Annotated in this window: 19 protein-coding genes; 9 read left to right on the top strand and 10 right to left on the bottom strand. The window is 75.6% G+C overall.

What is annotated here, in order from left to right; translation table 11 throughout:
* Positions 1-16 precede the first annotated feature (16 nt).
* On the bottom strand, positions 17-736 hold the full coding sequence (locus ACI79K_RS18590; protein WP_456600445.1) for a Mut7-C RNAse domain-containing protein: 720 nt from the start codon (positions 734-736) through the stop codon (positions 17-19).
* A gap of 106 nt (positions 737-842) precedes the next feature.
* On the opposite strand from ACI79K_RS18590, the gene ACI79K_RS18585 reads away from it, so the two are divergent.
* Positions 843-1,643: an SDR family NAD(P)-dependent oxidoreductase gene (locus tag ACI79K_RS18585; protein WP_456600444.1), complete on the top strand. Its 801-nt coding sequence runs from the start codon at positions 843-845 to the stop codon at positions 1,641-1,643.
* A gap of 36 nt (positions 1,644-1,679) precedes the next feature.
* On the opposite strand, the gene ACI79K_RS18580 is transcribed toward ACI79K_RS18585, so the two are convergent.
* From ACI79K_RS18580 to ACI79K_RS18555, 6 genes are all read right to left on the bottom strand, one after another.
* Positions 1,680-2,123, bottom strand: coding sequence for a rhodanese-like domain-containing protein (locus ACI79K_RS18580; protein WP_456589818.1), 444 nt, complete (start codon positions 2,121-2,123; stop codon positions 1,680-1,682).
* 78 nt (positions 2,124-2,201) lie between these two features.
* Complete coding sequence (locus tag ACI79K_RS18575; RefSeq protein WP_456589817.1) at positions 2,202-2,888, bottom strand: alpha/beta hydrolase; 687 nt, start codon at positions 2,886-2,888, stop codon at positions 2,202-2,204.
* On the bottom strand, positions 2,885-3,094 hold the full coding sequence (locus ACI79K_RS18570; protein ID WP_456589816.1) for a hypothetical protein: 210 nt from the start codon (positions 3,092-3,094) through the stop codon (positions 2,885-2,887). Before ACI79K_RS18570 ends, ACI79K_RS18575 begins: the two co-directional genes overlap by 4 nt.
* A 42-nt stretch (positions 3,095-3,136) precedes the next feature.
* On the bottom strand, positions 3,137-4,150 hold the full coding sequence (locus ACI79K_RS18565) for an NADP-dependent oxidoreductase (protein WP_456589815.1): 1,014 nt from the start codon (positions 4,148-4,150) through the stop codon (positions 3,137-3,139).
* Between the two features lie 105 nt (positions 4,151-4,255).
* Positions 4,256-4,651, bottom strand: coding sequence for an ArsR/SmtB family transcription factor (locus ACI79K_RS18560; RefSeq protein WP_456589814.1), 396 nt, complete (start codon positions 4,649-4,651; stop codon positions 4,256-4,258).
* Positions 4,652-5,308: an SRPBCC family protein gene (locus ACI79K_RS18555; RefSeq protein WP_456589813.1), complete on the bottom strand. Its 657-nt coding sequence runs from the start codon at positions 5,306-5,308 to the stop codon at positions 4,652-4,654.
* 138 nt (positions 5,309-5,446) lie between these two features.
* Between ACI79K_RS18555 and msrA the strand changes: the two genes are divergently transcribed.
* From msrA to ACI79K_RS18525, 6 genes are all read left to right on the top strand, one after another.
* Entirely contained in the window at positions 5,447-6,112 is a 666-nt protein-coding gene (gene msrA / locus ACI79K_RS18550; protein WP_456589812.1) for a peptide-methionine (S)-S-oxide reductase MsrA, read from the top strand.
* A 44-nt stretch (positions 6,113-6,156) separates the two neighbouring features.
* The gene (locus tag ACI79K_RS18545; RefSeq protein ID WP_456589811.1) at positions 6,157-7,074 is read left to right on the top strand and encodes a haloalkane dehalogenase; all 918 of its coding nucleotides are present in this window, start codon (positions 6,157-6,159) and stop codon (positions 7,072-7,074) included.
* Between the two features lie 7 nt (positions 7,075-7,081).
* Positions 7,082-8,212 (top strand): methyltransferase, encoded by a 1,131-nt coding sequence (locus tag ACI79K_RS18540; protein WP_456600443.1) that lies wholly within the window; start codon positions 7,082-7,084, stop codon positions 8,210-8,212.
* Between the two features lie 117 nt (positions 8,213-8,329).
* On the top strand, positions 8,330-9,913 hold the full coding sequence (locus ACI79K_RS18535) for a methyl-accepting chemotaxis protein (protein ID WP_456589809.1): 1,584 nt from the start codon (positions 8,330-8,332) through the stop codon (positions 9,911-9,913).
* 185 nt (positions 9,914-10,098) lie between these two features.
* A complete protein-coding gene (locus ACI79K_RS18530) occupies positions 10,099-11,103 on the top strand; it encodes an anti-sigma factor RsbA family regulatory protein (RefSeq protein ID WP_456600442.1) in 1,005 nt (334 codons plus the stop codon).
* 46 nt (positions 11,104-11,149) lie between these two features.
* Positions 11,150-11,653: a MarR family winged helix-turn-helix transcriptional regulator gene (locus ACI79K_RS18525; protein ID WP_456589807.1), complete on the top strand. Its 504-nt coding sequence runs from the start codon at positions 11,150-11,152 to the stop codon at positions 11,651-11,653.
* A 14-nt stretch (positions 11,654-11,667) separates the two neighbouring features.
* On the opposite strand, the gene ACI79K_RS18520 is transcribed toward ACI79K_RS18525, so the two are convergent.
* The 3 genes from ACI79K_RS18520 to ACI79K_RS18510 all read right to left on the bottom strand — a co-directional run bounded on the left by ACI79K_RS18520 (position 11,668) and on the right by ACI79K_RS18510 (position 15,251).
* Entirely contained in the window at positions 11,668-13,509 is a 1,842-nt protein-coding gene (locus ACI79K_RS18520) for a diguanylate cyclase domain-containing protein (protein WP_456600441.1), read from the bottom strand.
* Positions 13,510-13,575: 66 nt separating this feature from the next.
* Positions 13,576-14,589, bottom strand: a complete 1,014-nt coding sequence (locus tag ACI79K_RS18515; RefSeq protein ID WP_456600440.1) for an ATP-dependent DNA ligase — start codon at positions 14,587-14,589, stop codon at positions 13,576-13,578.
* Positions 14,590-14,711: 122 nt separating this feature from the next.
* Positions 14,712-15,251: an NUDIX domain-containing protein gene (locus ACI79K_RS18510; RefSeq protein WP_456589804.1), complete on the bottom strand. Its 540-nt coding sequence runs from the start codon at positions 15,249-15,251 to the stop codon at positions 14,712-14,714.
* Between the two features lie 38 nt (positions 15,252-15,289).
* Here ACI79K_RS18510 and ACI79K_RS18505 point away from each other — a divergent pair, with 38 nt between their 5' ends.
* Together ACI79K_RS18505 and ACI79K_RS18500 are read left to right on the top strand one after the other, a co-directional pair.
* On the top strand, positions 15,290-15,763 hold the full coding sequence (locus ACI79K_RS18505) for a DnaJ family domain-containing protein (RefSeq protein WP_456600439.1): 474 nt from the start codon (positions 15,290-15,292) through the stop codon (positions 15,761-15,763).
* Between the two features lie 103 nt (positions 15,764-15,866).
* Positions 15,867-16,034 carry a hypothetical protein gene (locus ACI79K_RS18500; RefSeq protein ID WP_456589802.1) on the top strand — a complete coding sequence of 56 codons (168 nt, stop codon included), beginning with the start codon at positions 15,867-15,869 and terminating at the stop codon, positions 16,032-16,034.
* Positions 16,035-16,065: the final 31 nt, after the last annotated feature.

The raw sequence follows: 16,065 nt of genomic DNA, 5'->3' as shown, positions 1-16,065 counted from the left end.
CCCCCCGGGGCCAAGGTCAGGCTTGCCTGCCCCGCCCGGTCCGGCGGGCCCGCTCGACCAGCGCGTCGATGCGCGCGGCGTGCGCGCCGCGCCAGTACACCCGCCCGCACACCGGGCACCGGGCGAAGGCGTCGTAGGTGCGGCGGGTGCCGGGCTCCAGCTCCGCCGCCACCTCGTCCTTCGGCACCGGGTGGACGGCGGCCCCGCAAGCGGTGCAGCGGGTGAGCGGCGCCAGCGGCAGGGAGAAGCGGTCGAGCACGTCGTCGAGCTGCTCGCCGGGCCGGCTCCCGCGGACGAGCGCGCCCTGCGGCAGGGCGCGCCGCATGAGCAGCCGCCGGTCCTGCGTGAGCAGCACCCGGCCCTCGGCGGCCGCCCGGGCGACCAGCGCGGCGTCGTCGGCGTCGTTCGACCAGGCGGCGTCGGCCCCGAGCAGCCGCAGCTGCCGCGCGAGGGCGCCCAGCCCGACGTCGAGGAGGAACCCACCGGGCGGGACGGCGACCGGCCGCGGCGCCGGGTCCACCTCGAGCACGGCGCCGGGGGCGGTCCGGTCGGCGGGCGTCGCCGGTGCGCCGTCCGCCCGGATCGTCCCCACTTCGGTCAGCGGGATCCCGGCGGCCTGCACCAGGTGCCCGGCCGTCGCGTCGGGGTCGAAGGGCAGCCGGCGTTCGCCCGCTCCCCGGTACCGCGGGGCGAGCAGCCACCGCAGGTCCGGGGCCGGCCGCACGCGCACCTCCATGGCGACGGGCTACCCCGGCCGGACGGCCGCCGACACGCGCCAGGCGTGCGCGGGCCTCTTCCTGGGCACGGAGGTGGCCGTCCGCCGATCCACCCGTGGAGGTCCTGTGTCCGAAGCAACCGCCCGTCCCCTCGCCCTCGTGACCGGTGCGTCCAGCGGCATCGGGCTGGAGCTGGCCAAGCAGTTCGCCGAGCACGGCTTCGATCTGGTGGTCGTCGCCGAGGACGCCGAGCTCGACGCCGCGGCCCAGCAGCTGCGCCAGCGCGGCGCCGCCGTCTCGCCCGTCCGGGCCGACCTCACGGTGCGCGCGGAGGTCGAGAAGGTCGTCGCGGCCGTGCGCGCGGCAGGCCGGCCGCTGGCCGCCGCCGCGCTGAACGCCGGCGTCGGGATCGGGGGTCGCTTCGCCGAGACCGATCTGGAGGCCGAGATCGGGATGGTGGAGCTGAACTGCGTGTCGACGCTGCACCTCGCCAAGCGGGTGGTGCAGGACATGGTGGTCCAGGGGGAGGGGCGGATCCTCTTCACCTCCTCGGTCGCCTCGCAGGCGCCCGAGCCGTTCCAGACCGTCTACTCCGCGACGAAGGCGTTCGTGCAGTTCCTCGCGCTGGGCATCCGCGAGGAGCTGACCGACACCGGCGTCACCGTCACCGCCCTGCTGCCCGGGCCGACCGACACGGAGTTCTTCGACCGGGCCGACGCCACCGACACCAGGCTGGGTGCCAGCGACAGCAAGGACGACCCCGCCCAGGTCGCCCGGCAGGGCTTCGAGGGTCTGATGAAGGGCGAGGCGTCGGTGTTCGCCGGCTCGGTGAGCAGCAAGCTGATGGGGCGGCTCTCGGCGCTCATGCCGGACGCGCTCGCCGGCAGGTCCCACAAGCCGATGACCCGGCCAGGGTCCGCCGAGTAGCCCGGGGGGCGGGGGCCTCCGGCGCGGTGCCGGCGATCAGCACCCGCAGCTGCCCCCCGGCGCCGGGGCGGTCAGCGGATCGACCGCCGGCCGGTGCACGCCCTCGTCGGTGACCACCGGTAGGCCCTCCCGCGCCCAGTACTCGAACCCGCCGATCATCTCGCGCACCCGGTAGCCGAGCAGGGCGAGCCGGAGCGCCGCACGGGTGGCGCCGTTGCAACCCGGACCCCAGCAGTAGGTGACGACCGGGACCGCGGGGTCCAGCTCCGCGGCCGCCCGGTCGGGGATCTCGGCGCCCGGCAGGTGCACGGCGCCGGGCACGTGCCCCTGGTCCCACGCCTGCGTGCTGCGGCTGTCGAGCAGGACGAACCCCGGCGCCCCCGACTCGAGTGCGGCGTGCACGTCGCTGACGTCGGTCTCCACGGCCAGCCGCCGGGCGAAGTGGGCGGCGGCCACGGCCGGTTCGGTGCTCCAGTCCATCACCGGGCCGACGCTAGGGGTGCCGCCCGCCGCCGACGAGGCCCGCTCCTGCCGACCATCGCAGCGGATCTGCCGTCCTCAGAGCGGCACGGCGAGCCCGTCCGGCGCCGGCCGTGCCAGCGCGGCCGCGACGTCCGGCCGCATCGGCGCCAGCCCCGCCCCGGCCAGGACGACGTCACGCGCGAACGCGTGCCAGCGGTGCGCCGAGCGCAGCATGCTGTGGCCGCCGGTGATGGTGAACCGGGCCACCCGCGCGCCCGCGCGCTGGGCCCGGACCGCGAAATCGGCGGAGAGCTGCGCGGGCACCCACCGGTCGCCCCGGCCGTGCAGGATCGCGACGGTGCGGTCGCGCAGGTGGCCGACGGGCTCGCCGGGAGGCGTCCACGGCGCGAGGGCGCAGACCGCCGCGACGCCGTCGTGCCCCCCGGCGCGCAGCACGGCCCGCCCGCCCATCGAGTGCCCGACCAGCACGACCGGCAGCTCTCCGTGCTCGGCACGGATCCGGTCCAGCGTCCAGCGCACGTCGGCGTAGGCGTCCGCGGCGGCGCCGTTCCAGCCGGCCACCCGGTAGCGCAGCAGGCAGGTGGTGAGCCCCCGCTCCGCGCCGGCGGAGGAGACGAACTGTTCGATCGCCCGCATGCGCACCAGCGAGAGCGCCCGCTCCTTGGGGGGCTCCACGCTGGCCACCGTCCCGCCGTGGCAGAACAGCGCGACGGCGCGGGGTCGGCCGGTCGCCGGGCGGGTCTCCAGGACCGGTCCGGTCACGCCCGGCGGGACCGGCGGCCGCCGCGGAGGCTCGCCCGGGCACGGTCGCCCAGGTCACCGGCCTTGAGCAGGCCGTTGCTGAGGGACGAGGGCCCGCGGCGCCGCTCGAGGGCGTGCCCGAGCCGGCGCAGCACGCCGGTGGCCAGCGGGACCAGGATGGTCAGGATCAGCCACATGCGCAGCCGGCGGGTGAAGAAGAGCCACATGCGGTGCACTCTGCCCCGCCGTGGTCCCGGGGAACCGCCGGGTCAGTCGGCCAGCTTGACGATCATCTTCCCGGTGTTCCCCCCGCGGAGGAGGTCGAGGAAGGTGTCCACCGCGTCGTCCAGCCCCTCGCGGACGGTCTCGCGGACGACGAGCTTCCCGGACGTGAGCAGGTCGCCCACCTTCTCGCTGAACTCCGGGGCGAGATCGGCGTGGTCGCCGACGATGAACCCGCGCAGGCTCAGCTTCTTGGTGACCATCATGAACATGTTGCGCGGACCCGGGGCCGGCTCGGTGGCGTTGTAGCCGGAGATCGCCCCGCACAGCGCGGCCCGGCCGTGCTCGTTGAACGCGCCGATGGCCGCCTCCAGGTGCTCGCCGCCGACGTTGTCGAAGAAGACGTCGATGCCGTCGGGCGCGGCGGCCGCGAGCAGCTCCGCGACCGGGCCGTCGTGGTAGTCGAACGCGGCGGTGAACCCCAGCTCCCCGGTCAGCCAGCGCACCTTCTCCGGCGTCCCCGCGCTGCCGACGACCGCCGAGGCGCCGTGGAGACGGGCGAACTGGCCGACGAGGCTGCCGACCGCGCCCGCGGCGCCGGAGACGAACACGGCGTCGCCCTCCCGGAACTCCGCCAGCCGGAACAGCCCCGCCCAGGCGGTGAGGCCCGGCATGCCGAGCACGCCCAGGTGGTAGCTGGGCGGGATGCCCGGCAGCTCGGGCAGCACGCGGACGTGCGCGGCGTCGAGCACCGCGACGTCCCGCCAGGCGGCGTCGGCGAGCACCAGGGCGCCCTCGGCGACGTCGGGGGAGCGGGACTCCACCACCCGGCCGACCGCACCGCCGCGCATCGTCTCGCCGATCTCCCAGCGGGCCGCGTACGACTTCCCGGGGTTCATCCGGCCACGCATGTACGGGTCGACGCTCATCACCAGCATCCGGACGACGATCTGGCCGTCGGCCGGGTCGGGTCGCTCCAGCTCGACCAGGCGGAAGTCGTCGGGGGTCGGCTCGCCGTGCGGCCGGGCCGCCAGCTGCCATTCGCGGGTCCGGATGGGCATGCGGCCATCCTGCCGGGCGGAGCGCGCGTGCGCCGGGTGCGACGAACTCGTGGTGATCAGCGCGTGATGGCCACGAGTTCGTCCCATTCGCGTGGCCCCGGGCGGTCAGGCCGAGCGGCCGTCGCGCTCCCCGGTCCTCGGCTGCGGCTGCTCGGCCGGTGCCGTGCGCCGGGCCCGCTGCCCCCGGGCCACCTCGGTCGCCAGCGCGTCGAGGGGCTGGGCGAATGCCGCCAGCGGGTCGGCCAGGGCCACGAGCCAGGCCTGGGCCGCCGCCAGGCCGGACGGGTCGAGGGCGTAGAGCCGGCGGGTGCCCTCGGCGCGCACCGTGACCAGGCCCGCCTCCCGCAGCACCCGCAGGTGCTGGGACACCGCGGGCTGCGAGATCGGTGCGGTGCCCTGCAGCGCGGCGACGACGGCCCCCGCCGGCTGCTCGCCGGTGGAGAGCAGCTTCAGGATCTGCCGGCGGGTGCGATCGCCCAGCGCCTCGAAGGTCCCGTTCACTCAGCTCCCGGCAGCATCCTCGGACGGCGGGGTCGTGTAGAACGCCACCGTACGGTCGGCCGCCTCGCGCGCGACGGTGGGGTCGTCCCCGTCCGCGGCCGCTGCGTCGCCCCAGCCGGAGGCGGCCCGGCGGACGAACTCGACCCCCTCCGGCGTCAGCCCGAACGTGGCCGTGAGCTGCGGGTCGACGGGGGCACCGCTCTCCAGGTGCAGCCCGAGGCCCATGAGCGCCAGGTCCCAGCCCACGCCGACCGCGCCCGGCCCGAACTGCGCCCAGAACTCGGGGTCGACCGGCGCCTCGTGCCTGAGCTCCAGGGCGGTCCCGCCGTCCGAAGGCGTGAGGTCCACCTGCAGCCAGGAGACCATCCCGCCGAACTCCCAGGTCACGGCGAAGGATTCGGGCTCCGAGCACCGCTCGACCACGCCGCCCGCGTTGCCCTCGAGCTGGTAGCGGCCGCCGGGGCGCAGGTCGCCGCTCACCGGCAGGAACCAGCGGGGGAGCCGCTCGGCGTCGGTGAGCGCGCCCCAGACCTCGGCCCGGTCGGCGCGGTAGGTGCGCGTTGCGACGGCGATGCGCGTCGGGGCCCCGTCCCGGGAGGCGGTGCGGACCTCGCGCGTGACCAGCCCGGCCGTGGCGACCGGATCGATGGTGGTCATGCCCTGCTTCCTCCATAAGTCAAATCTTATGGAAGGACGGTAGCGTCGGGGTCCGTCCAGGACAAGCCCCCTGGCGGCGGCCCGCGGAACGCGCTCCACGCCGGGATCGGTGTTGCACGACCGACCTAGAGTGGGGGCATGCTCTTCTCCCGATCCAAGACCCAGCCGGTGTCGCCCGAGGACGCCCTGCCGGGCCGCCCCGACCCGCTGCCGCACGTGCCCGAGGTGCACGCCGTCAACGGCAACCGCATCCAGCCGCCGTTCCCCGAGGGCATGCAGACCGCCGTCTTCGGCGCGGGCTGCTTCTGGGGCGTGGAGAAGGTCTTCTGGGAGCTGCCCGGTGTCTACTCGACCGCGGCCGGCTACGCGGGCGGGCACACGCCGAACCCGACCTACGACGAGGTCTGCTCGGCCCGCACGGGGCACACCGAGGTGGTCCTCGTCGTCTTCGACCCCGCCGTGACCTCCTACGAGCAGCTGCTGAAGGCGTTCTGGGAGGACCACGACCCGACGCAGGGCATGCGGCAGGGCAACGACATCGGCACCCAGTACCGCTCGGCGATCTACTACGCCACCCCGGAGCAGGAGGCCGCCGCGCTGGCCACCCGCGACGCCTACCAGGAGCGGCTGAAGGCGGCCGGGTACGGCGAGATCACCACGGAGATCGCGCCGCTGGGGGAGTTCTACTACGCCGAGGACTACCACCAGCAGTACCTGTACAAGGTGCCCAACGGCTACTGCCCGGTGCACTCGACCGGCGTCTCCTGCCCGGTGGGCCTGGGCGTCGACAGCTCCGACAGCTGATCCGCCCCGGCGCCGGCTGCGTCCCGAGCCGGTAAGACTGAGGCATGGAGATCCTGCGGACGCCCGACGAGCGGTTCACCGGTCTGCCCGACTTCCCGTACGAGCCCCGCTACGTCGAGGTGGACGACGGCGGGGGCGGCCGGCTGCGGGTGGCCTACGTCGACGAGGGCCCGGCCGACGGCGAGACGGTGCTGCTCCTCCACGGGGAGCCGTCCTGGTCCTTCCTCTACCGCCGGATGATCCCGGTCCTCGTCGACGCCGGCCTGCGCGTCGTGGCGCCCGACCTGGTCGGTTTCGGCCGCTCGGACAAACCGGTCGACCGCGCGGCGTACACCTACGCCCGGCACGTGGAGTGGATGCGGCAGGCGCTGCTCGACGAGCTGGGGCTGCGCGACGTGACCCTCGTCGGCCAGGACTGGGGCGGGCTGATCGGGCTGCGGCTGGTCGCCGAGAACCCCGACCGGTTCGCCCGGGTCGTGGTGGCCAACACCGGCCTGCCCACCGGCGACCAGAAGATGAGCGAGGCGTTCCTGGCCTGGCAGCGGTTCTCCCAGGAGAGCCCGGAGTTCCAGATCGGCCGGATCGTCGGCAACGGCACCGTCGGCGGGCTCGCACCCGAGGTGGTCGCCGCCTACGACGCCCCGTTCCCGGACGACCGGTACACCGCCGGGGCCCGGCAGTTCCCCGCCCTGGTGCCGACCTCGCCGGACGACCCGGCGGCCGCGGCGAACCGGGCGGCCTGGGAGGTGCTCTCGCGCTGGGAGAAGCCGTTCCTCACGGCGTTCTCCGACGGCGACCCGATCACCGGCGGGGGCGAGCGGGTGTTCCAGAAGCTGGTGCCCGGTGCCCAGGGCATGCCGCACACCAGGCTGGCCGGCGGCGGGCACTTCCTGCAGGAGGACGTCGGCCCCGAGCTCGCCCGGGTGGTGGTGGACCTCGTCGCCGCCACGCCCCGTTCCTGAGCCCGCCGTGGAACCCACCGCCGACGAGGTGCTCGCCGCGCTGCGGCGCGAACCGGACGTCGAGGCCCCCGACCTGGTCGCCGTCGACGCGACCGACCGGCTGCTGCTGGACCTGGCGGCCGAGCCGGTCCCCGGCTGCGCGGCCGGCGAGGTCGCGGTCGTCGACGACTCCTACGGCGCGCTCGCCCTGGGGCTGGCCGCCCGGCACGGCCTCGCCGGGGTGCGGGTCGGGCAGGACCTGCTGGTGGGGGAGCGGGCGCTGGCCGCCAATGCCGAGCGGGTGGGCCTGGCCGGGCGGTACCGCGTGCTGCCGCTGGGCCCGGAGCTGGCCGCCGGGGCCCGGCTGGTGCTCGTCAAGGCGCCCAAGGCGCTGGACGCGCTGCGCGAGATCGCCGAGGTGGTCGCCGCCTCCGCGGCGCCGGACGTCACGGTCCTGGTGGGCGGCCGGGTGAAGCACATGACGCACGCGATGAACGACGTCCTCGGTGCGTCGTTCGGCGAGGTGTCGGCGACGCTGGCCCGGCAGAAGTCCAGGGTGCTGGTGGCCCGCGGACCGCGGCCGGGACGGTCGTCCTTCCCCCGCCGCCAGGAGCACCCCGACCTCGACCTGACGGTCTGCGCCCACGGCGCCGCGTTCGCCGGCACGAGGATCGACGTCGGGACCCGGGCGCTGCTCCGGTCGCTGCCGGAGATGGCCCCCGACGCCCGGACGGCCGTGGACCTCGGCTGCGGTACCGGCGTCCTCGCCACGCTGCTCGCCCGGAGCCGACCGGGGCTGCGGGTGCTGGCCGTGGACCAGTCCGCCGCGGCCGTCGCCTCGGCCGCGGCGACCGCCGCCGCCAACGGGGTGGCCGACCGCGTGGAGGTGCGCCGGGACGACGCCGCCGCGACCGTGCCCGACCGCAGCGTCGACCTCGTGGTCTGCAACCCGCCGTTCCACGTCGGCGCGGCGGTCGTCACGACGGCCGCCGACCGGCTGTTCGTGGCGGCGGCCCGGGTGCTGCGCCCCGGCGGTGAGCTCTGGACCGTCTACAACTCGGCGCTGCGGTACCGGCCGGCGCTGAACCGGGTGGTGGGGCCGACGCGGGTGGCCGGTCAGGACCCCAGGTTCACGGTCACCGTCTCCACCCGCCGCTGAGGCGGCAGGGGCGGGTGGTGAGCCAGGTCACCGATTGGTGTCGATCCACCCGCTCGGGTTGACCCCGGGCCGCGGATCCCGAGTACGGGGGCGAGGGATCCGACCGAAGGAGCATCCATGACCGGGCGACTGCGCGGTGTGAAGGTGAGCACCCGTCTGATGACGCTGGTGCTCGTGGCGGTCATCGGGATGGCGACCATCGCCGTGATCGGGGCGCTGCAGGTGCGCTCGACGATCGAGGAGGAGCAGCGCACCCAGGCCCGCGTGGCCGTCGAGGCCGCACTGGGCGTCATCACCCACTACGGCGAGCAGGAGGTGGCCGGCGAGCTGACCCGGGCGGAGGCGCAGGCGGCGGCGACCGCCGCGATCCGCGGGCTCCGGTACTCCGGCGAGGAGTACTTCTGGATCAACGACATGACCCCGCGCATGGTCATGCACCCGATCAAGCCCGAGCTCGACGGGCAGGACCTCTCGGCCAACGAGGACCCCGACGGCAAGAAGCTCTTCGTCGAGTTCGTGGAGGTGGTCGAGGCCGAGGGCAGCGGCTTCGTCGACTACCTGTGGCCCAAGCCCGGCGAGGAGGAGCCGCAGCCCAAGATCTCCTTCGTGACCGGGTACGAGCCGTGGGGCTGGGTGGTCGGCTCGGGCATCTACGTCGCCGACCTCGACGGCGCCTTCCGGGAGGAGCTGGTCACGGTCGCGCTCTGGGCGGCGCCGCTCATCCTGCTCATCGTGGGGCTGTCGCTGGTCATCTCCCGCAGCATCAGCCGGCCGCTGCGCACCATGACCGAGGTGCTCTGCACCGGTGACCTCAAGCGCCGGCTCGACGAGGGTGCCGGCCGGACCGAGCTGGACCAGCTCGCCGGCGCGGTGAACACCACGCTGGGACGGGTCTCCGGCGTCGTGACCGAGGTCGGCCAGGCTTCGCAGCTGCTCGAGGAGGCCGCCCGCACGCTGTCGTCCACCAGCGAGTCGATCGCGGGTACGGCCGACCGCTCGCAGGGCCAGGCCCAGAGCGTCACCAGCGCGACCCGCGAGGTGAGCAGCGGGATCGAGGCGGTCGCCGCGGGAGCGGAGGAGATGGGTGCCTCGATCCGGGAGATCGCGCACAACGCCGCCGAGGCCGCCCGGATCGCCGGCAGCGCCGTCTCCGCGGCGGAGTCGACCTCGGCGACGATCGGCAAGCTGGGGGAGTCCTCGGCGGAGATCGGCAACGTGGTGAAGGTGATCACGAGCATCGCGGAGCAGACCAACCTGCTGGCGCTGAACGCCACGATCGAGGCGGCCCGCGCGGGTGAGGCCGGCAAGGGCTTCGCCGTGGTGGCGAACGAGGTGAAGGAGCTGGCGCAGGAGACGGCGAAGGCGACCGAGGACATCGCCAAGCGGGTCGAGGCCATCCAGACCGACACCGGCAGCGCCGTCCGGGCCATCGGCGACGTCACCACGATCATCGCGGAGATCAACGACTACCAGACGACGATCGCCTCGGCCGTCGAGGAGCAGACCGCCACCACGAACGAGATGAGCCGGGCGATCGGGGACGCCGCGGAGAGCGGCCGGTCGATCGCCGGGACCGTCGCCGAGGTCGCCCAGGGTGCGCAGGAGACCTCCGCCGGGGTGGTCGCCATGCAGGCGGCGGCCGGCGACCTCGTGCGCATGTCCGGCGAGCTGCGGAAGGTCGCCGGAGCCTTCCAGCAGTGACCTGACGCCGGCCGGTGGCGGTGGGGTGGACACCCCGCCGCCACCGGTGCGTCCGCCCCCGGGCCGCCCCAAGGGGTGAACGGGACCCACCCCGCCGCGCGCTGCCGGTGTCGCGTGGCCCAGGATGTCGCAGAATGCTCAACCAGCCGGCCGGAAGGCTCCGGCCCGAGGGCGCAGGGGGCTGCATGGCTCAGGTGAGGGACGGGGACGCCGCGGTGGCCGGCCCGGTCGCCTGCCACCCTGCGCCCGCGCAGCAGGTGCGCACCCACACCGCCGCGCTGGTCGGCTCGGACGCGGAGCTGCTCGCGGCCGTCCTGCCCTACCTGGACGAGGGCCTGCGCGACGACGACCTGGTCGTCCTCTGCTGCCCGCCGCAGACGGCGGCGCTGATCGGCGGGGGGCTGGGGGAGCGCGCCGGCGCCCTGGCAGCGGACCCCCGGGTGTCCCTGCTCGACACCTCCGTGCCCGATGCCGTCGCCGCCACCTGGGAACTGATGCGACGGGCGAGGGAGACCGGCTCGGGCCGGCTGCGCGTCGTCGGTCAGGTGCAGTTCGGCCCCACGCCGCGGAACTGGCGGGAAGGCCTGCGCTACGAGGCCGCCGTCAACATCCTGCTGGCCGCACGGCCGGTCTCGGCGCTGTGCCTGTTCGACCGCCGCGAGCTCCCGGCCGAGGTGCTGGCCGGCGCGGCCGCCACGCACCCCGAGCTGCTCACCGGCGGCCGGGTGGAGCGGAGCGGGGCGTTCGAGGAACCCGCCGACTACGTGCGCCGGCTGCCGCTCCCCCGGGAGCCGATGGAGGCCGGTGCGCCGGCGCTCGCGGTCGAGGACGCGCCGTCGCTGGCCTACCTCCGCCAGGAGCTCCGCACGGTGATCACGGCCCGGGTGCCCGACCGGGACCAGGCCGCGGACCTGCACCTGGCCGCCAGCGAGATCGCCTCCAACGCCTTCCGGCACGGGTCCCGACCGGTCTCCGCGTACGTGTGGGCCGACGGCGAGGGCCTGGTGTGCACGATCACCGACCAGGGCGCCGGCTTCGACCTGCCCTGGGCCGGGTTCCGCCCCGCGCACGGGGTCGACCTCGCCAACGGCGGGATGGGGCTGTGGCTGGCGCGCAAGCTGTGGGACCACGTGGACCTGCTCCCCGGTCCGTCCGGCTTCTCGGTCCGGCTCAGCAGCCGGCTGCGCTGATGCGCGGCGGCCTGGCTGCGCGGTCGGGGCCGTTACGGTGAGCGACGTGGAGGACGCCGTCGACCTGATCCTCGAGCAGTGGGCTCGGGAACGCCCGGATCTGGACTGCTCTCCGATGGGGATCATCGGGCGCATCACGCAGCTGCAGCGGGAGGTCCACCTCGCGCAGCGGGACACCTTCGCCCGGCACGGTCTCGACGCGCCGTCCTTCGACGTCCTGGCGGCGCTCCGGCGGGCGGGAGCGCCCTACCAGCTCACTCCCACCGCCCTGATGCGCACGGCGCTGGTCACCTCCGGGGCGATCACCCAGCGGCTGGACCGGCTGGAGGAGCGCGGCCTGATCACCCGTGAGCGCAGCGAGGCCGACGGGCGGGCCGTCGTGGTCACGCTCACCGACGCCGGCCGGGCGGCCCTGGACGCGGCCCTGCCCGACCACCTGGAGACCGAGCGGCGCCTGCTGGAGGCCCTGCCGTCGGGGGACCGGGAGCAGCTCGCGGCGCTGCTGCGCCGCCTGCTCGTGGGCCTGGGCCGGCTGCCGCAGCAGCCCTGACCCGTGGAGCGGGTTCAGCCGAGCACGGCGTCCGTCGCCGCCAGCAGGGCGCGCGAGTCCTTGCCCGACCGCTTCGCGACGTACATCGCGGTGTCCGCCCGGTGCAGCAGCTCCTCGGCCGTGCAGCCGGCCACGCCCAGCGCGCCGCCGATGCTGGCGGTCACGGTGATCGTGCGGTCGCCGACCTCCACGGGGGCCCGGAGCGCCGCGAGCAGGCGGTCGGCGACCTCGCGCAGGCGGTCGCCGTCGGCGTCGTCGAGCAGGAGGGCGAACTCGTCGCCGCCCAGCCGCGCCACCACGTCGTCCCCCCGCACGTCGGCGGACAGCCGGGCGGCGACGGCCAGCAGGAGGTCGTCCCCGGCCGCGTGCCCCAGGGTGTCGTTCACGCTCTTGAAGTCGTCGACGTCGACGAAGAGCACCGCCGGGGCGGCGCCCGGGGCGGCGGCGGTGGTGGCCTGGGCCAGCCGTTCGTTGAAGGCGGTGCGGTTGAGCAGCCCGGTCAGCGGATCGGTGCGGGCCTGACGGCGCAGCTCGTCCTCGAAGAGCTTCCGGTCGGTGACCTCCCGGAAGTTCACGACCCAGCCCTCGATGCCGACGGCGTCCACGCGACCGCTGATCCGCATCTCGACCCACCGGGTCCCACCCGAGCTGTGCTGCACCCGGATGTCGGTGTCCACGACGCCGGAGTCCCCGCCTGACGAGCGGCCGGCCGCGGCGACGGCGGCCCGGAGGCGCGGCTGGTCGCGGGGGTCGGCCAGCGAGACGGCGTCGCGCCCGACGTAGTACGCCGGGGGACGACCGAGCAGCGACTGGACGGCCGGGCTCATGTAGGTGACCGACCCCGCGGCGTCGACGATGGCGATGACGTCGGCCGCGCTCTCCAGCAGGAGCTGCAGCCGGGCCTCGCTCGCGGTCAGCGCGAGCCGGGTGCGTTCCCGCTCCCGGCTGAGCGCGAGCAGCCGCCAGAGGGCGAGCCCGGTCAACAGCGCGCTCCCGCCGCCCAGGACGTAGCCGACCTCACCGTGGTCCGCGGTCCACAGGATCAGGACGGCGGGGCTGACCAGCAGGGCGGCGCCCACGGTGACGACCCGGCCGAAGGTGGTGTCCCCGTCGGTGGCGGGGCCGGGCCCCAGCGCGGTGACCGAGGGGTGCCGGCCGGCCAGGCAGAGCGCGGCAACGGGGAGCAGCGACAGCGGGTCCAGCACCCCCGACCCCCGCAGCGCGGAGCCGGTGAGGATGGCGCCGCCGTATGCCGCCACGGCCAGCGCGGCGGCGGCGAACAGCGCCGTCGTGGTGACCGTCCGGCCCCGGGTGAGGGCCAGCGGCACGCAGACGACGAGCAGGACGGCGGTGAGCACGGGGGTCCCGACGCTGACCTCGACCAGGTTCTCCCCCTGCCAGTGCGGGTCGCCCTGCACCGCGAGGAGGATGAGACCGGCCGCCAGCAGGAGGGTGAGGGTGTCGGTCCAGGAGGCCCGGTCCCGTCGCCGCCGGCCGCCGCGGACCACCCCCACCGCCCCGACGACGAGTGCCGCGTACGCGGCGACGTCGAGCGCGGATTCCAGCGGTGCGCTGACCCCCGGTGCGAGGCCGGCCTGCGCGGCGACGTCCGCCACGCAGCTCAGCGCGAAGAAGACGAGTCCGGCCGCCAGGCCGGACCAGGCGACGACGAGCGCGGTCCGGTGCCGTCGCAGCGCGGTCAGCACCCCGGCGGTCCCGAGGGCGTAGAGCGCGATCTCGGCGGCCGGACGCCACGGGCCGACCGGGACGAGCGCCACGACGAGGCCGATGCCCAGCACGAGCACCGCCGTGTGCAGCCATGCGGCACGGGCGGTCGGGGCGTCGGAACCGATCACGCGAACCCATCGGCAGCGACGACGCGCTCCTTTGATCACCTCATCCCACCGGGGGAGGTGCCGGCGTCAGGGCAGCAGGGGGAGGTCCTCGGGGCGTAGGTCGGGTCGCACCCGGACGAAGCGCAGCGGGTGGCGGAACACCCCGGCCTGGAGGGCCGCGTCGGCGCTCACCTCGACGACGGTGGTCGGTTGCACGCGGGTCAGCGGCACGGCGAGACGGCCGCCGCCGAACCGCCCGGTGCCGATGCGCTCGGGCCACGGGTGGTCGGTGCCGGCCGGGCGCAGGACGCCGGCCAGCTCGGCCGACTGCGCCGGTGTGAGCGGGCTGCTGCGGCCGACGACGACCAGTTCACCGTCGCGGTAGCGGCCGGCCACCAGCTGACCGGGGCGCTCGAGGGAGCCGATGACGCCGCCGGCGAGCACCTCGGTGGTCTCCCAGCTCTTGACCTTCAGCCACTCCCGGCGTCCCGGCGCGTAACGGGTCGCCGCTCCCTTCACCACCAGCCCCTCGACGCCGGCCGGGCGGAAGTCGTCGGACCACTGCCGCGCCTCGACGGGGTCGGCGGTCACCGGCGAGAGCTGCAGCGGCGGGGCCCAGCCGCCGGCCAGCTGCTCGAGGGCGCCCCGGCGCTTGGTGAACGTCCGGCCGCGGAGGTCCTCCCCGCCGGCGGCGAGCAGGTCGAACGCGACGTAGGAGGCCGGTGCGGTCGCCACCTGCGCGGCGATGCGGCCGGCCGAGGTCACCAGGCGCCGCTGCAGCAGCCCGAAGTCCAGCCGGTCGCCGTGCCAGATGACGACCTCGCCGTCGACCACCGTGCCGGCGGGCACCTGGGCGAGGGCGGCGGCCGCCACGTCGGGGAACCGGTCGGTGAGCTCGCGCCCCTGCTTGGACCACAGCCGGGTCGAGCCGTGGTCGCGCACGATCACCAGCCGGTAGCCGTCCCACTTGGGCTCGTACCGGCAGCCGCCGGTCAGCGCCGTGGGGGGCGGGATGTCGCGCACCGGCTTGGCCAGCTCCACGGCGACCGGCCCGGCGAGCTCGGGCGGCAGCGCGGGCAGACCCGGGGCGGACAGGGGCACCCGGACAGCCTGCTGGCCGGCCGGGCGCCGCGCACGCCGGCAGCGGCAGGTCACACCCGTTCGAGGGCCGGTCGCCACGCTGCGGGGTCGGTGGGCTGCGCCGGCCCATCCCCTGCTCGTCGTCAGGTCAGCGGGCCGCCCCGTCCCAGCCCCAGGAGGGCGTAGGCCGCCAGCGAGGGGCCGTCGGTGAACCGGCCGTCCAGGATCATGGCGCGCAGCTCGTCCTCGGGCACGAACGCGCAGATCATGTCCGCCTCGGTCACCTCCCGAGCGGTGGCGCCGACCGTGAGGTCGGTGGCCAGCCAGACGTCGAACCGCTGGGTGGACAGGCCCGGCGCCAGGTCGAGGCGGCCCAGGTGGGTCAGGGACCCGGCCCGCAGGCCGGTCTCCTCGGCGAGCTCGGCCCGGGCCAGCTCGTCGGCCGTGCCCTGCGCGCCGTGGGACCAGGTGCCCTGCGGGAACTCCCAGGCGCGGCGGCCGACGGGGTGGCGGAACTGCTCCACGAGCCAGAAGCCGTCCCGCTCGGCGGGCAGCACCAGCGCGAAATCGGGCTTCTCCACCACGCCGTAGACGCCGGTGGAGCCGTCGGCCCGCTCCACGCTGTCCTCCCGCACCCGGATCCACGGGTTGCGGTACACCTCTCGGCTGCTCGTCGTCCGCATGGTGGCGAGCCTGGCAGATGCGTGGACCATGGACGGTGATGACCGAGCGGAAGCCCCCGGGGGTCTCGTTCGAGACCTGGGTGGAGACCCAGATCGCCCAGGCGCGCGAGCGCGGGGACTTCGACCGCCTGGGCGGTGCCGGCAAGCCGATCGCCGGCCTCGACCGGGAGCAGACGGCCTACGACTGGGCGGTGGCCAAGGCCCGGCGCGAAGGCGTCGAGACGGCGGCCATGCTGCCGCCCGGGCTGGCGTTGCGGCGGGAGCGCGACCAGCTGCCCGCCCGGGCCGCGCGGCTGACGACGGCGGCGGACGTGCGGGCGCTCGCGGAGGACTACAACGCCCGGGTGGAGGCATTCTGGCGCCGGCCGCAGGAGAGCCGCTGGTCGCCGGTGCCGGGCCTGGCCGACGTCGACGCGCTCGTGGCGTCCTGGGAGCGCGACCGGCCGCCGCCCGCGCCCGCCCCTGTGGAGCCCGCGCCACCGCCCCGTCGCCGCTGGTGGCGCCGCCCCTGACCCGCGCCGGTGCGGCCGGGCACGCCGGCGTTCGCCGCTGGCGTATCCCGCGTCGGAGGCGCCGGGCCCGGGTAGGGGCCGGGTACGCCGAGAGGAGGTCGAGATGACCGAAGTACCAGGGACCGACCGGGACGACGCCCGGGAGAACGTGCTCGAGGAGACCCCGGTCACGCCGGAGGGCGTCGAGCAGGACACCTCCACGGAGGGCGACGAGGGGCAGACCGGCGACCAGGCCAAGCCGGAGTCCGGGAGCACCGAGCCGCTGACCTGACCGGCTCCGCGCAGTGCCCCCGTCAGCAGGC

Source organism: Blastococcus sp. SYSU DS0616 (genome assembly GCF_054051015.1).
The sequence above is the reverse complement of the archived record's forward strand: the minus strand, read 5'-3'. Positions and strand labels throughout refer to the sequence as shown.

Coding starts and splice junctions, on each gene's coding strand:
- ACI79K_RS18580 (WP_456589818.1), bottom strand. CDS start 2,123: ATGGACTGGAGCACCGAACCGGCCGTGGCCGCCGCCCACTTCGCCCGG.
- ACI79K_RS18530 (WP_456600442.1), top strand. CDS start 10,099: ATGGCTCAGGTGAGGGACGGGGACGCCGCGGTGGCCGGCCCGGTCGCC.
- ACI79K_RS18505 (WP_456600439.1), top strand. CDS start 15,290: ATGACCGAGCGGAAGCCCCCGGGGGTCTCGTTCGAGACCTGGGTGGAG.
- ACI79K_RS18590 (WP_456600445.1), bottom strand. CDS start 736: ATGGAGGTGCGCGTGCGGCCGGCCCCGGACCTGCGGTGGCTGCTCGCC.
- ACI79K_RS18535 (WP_456589809.1), top strand. CDS start 8,330: ATGACCGGGCGACTGCGCGGTGTGAAGGTGAGCACCCGTCTGATGACG.
- ACI79K_RS18500 (WP_456589802.1), top strand. CDS start 15,867: ATGACCGAAGTACCAGGGACCGACCGGGACGACGCCCGGGAGAACGTG.
- ACI79K_RS18565 (WP_456589815.1), bottom strand. CDS start 4,150: ATGCCCATCCGGACCCGCGAATGGCAGCTGGCGGCCCGGCCGCACGGC.
- ACI79K_RS18545 (WP_456589811.1), top strand. CDS start 6,157: ATGGAGATCCTGCGGACGCCCGACGAGCGGTTCACCGGTCTGCCCGAC.
- msrA (WP_456589812.1), top strand. CDS start 5,447: ATGCTCTTCTCCCGATCCAAGACCCAGCCGGTGTCGCCCGAGGACGCC.
- ACI79K_RS18510 (WP_456589804.1), bottom strand. CDS start 15,251: ATGCGGACGACGAGCAGCCGAGAGGTGTACCGCAACCCGTGGATCCGG.
- ACI79K_RS18555 (WP_456589813.1), bottom strand. CDS start 5,308: ATGACCACCATCGATCCGGTCGCCACGGCCGGGCTGGTCACGCGCGAG.
- ACI79K_RS18570 (WP_456589816.1), bottom strand. CDS start 3,094: ATGTGGCTCTTCTTCACCCGCCGGCTGCGCATGTGGCTGATCCTGACC.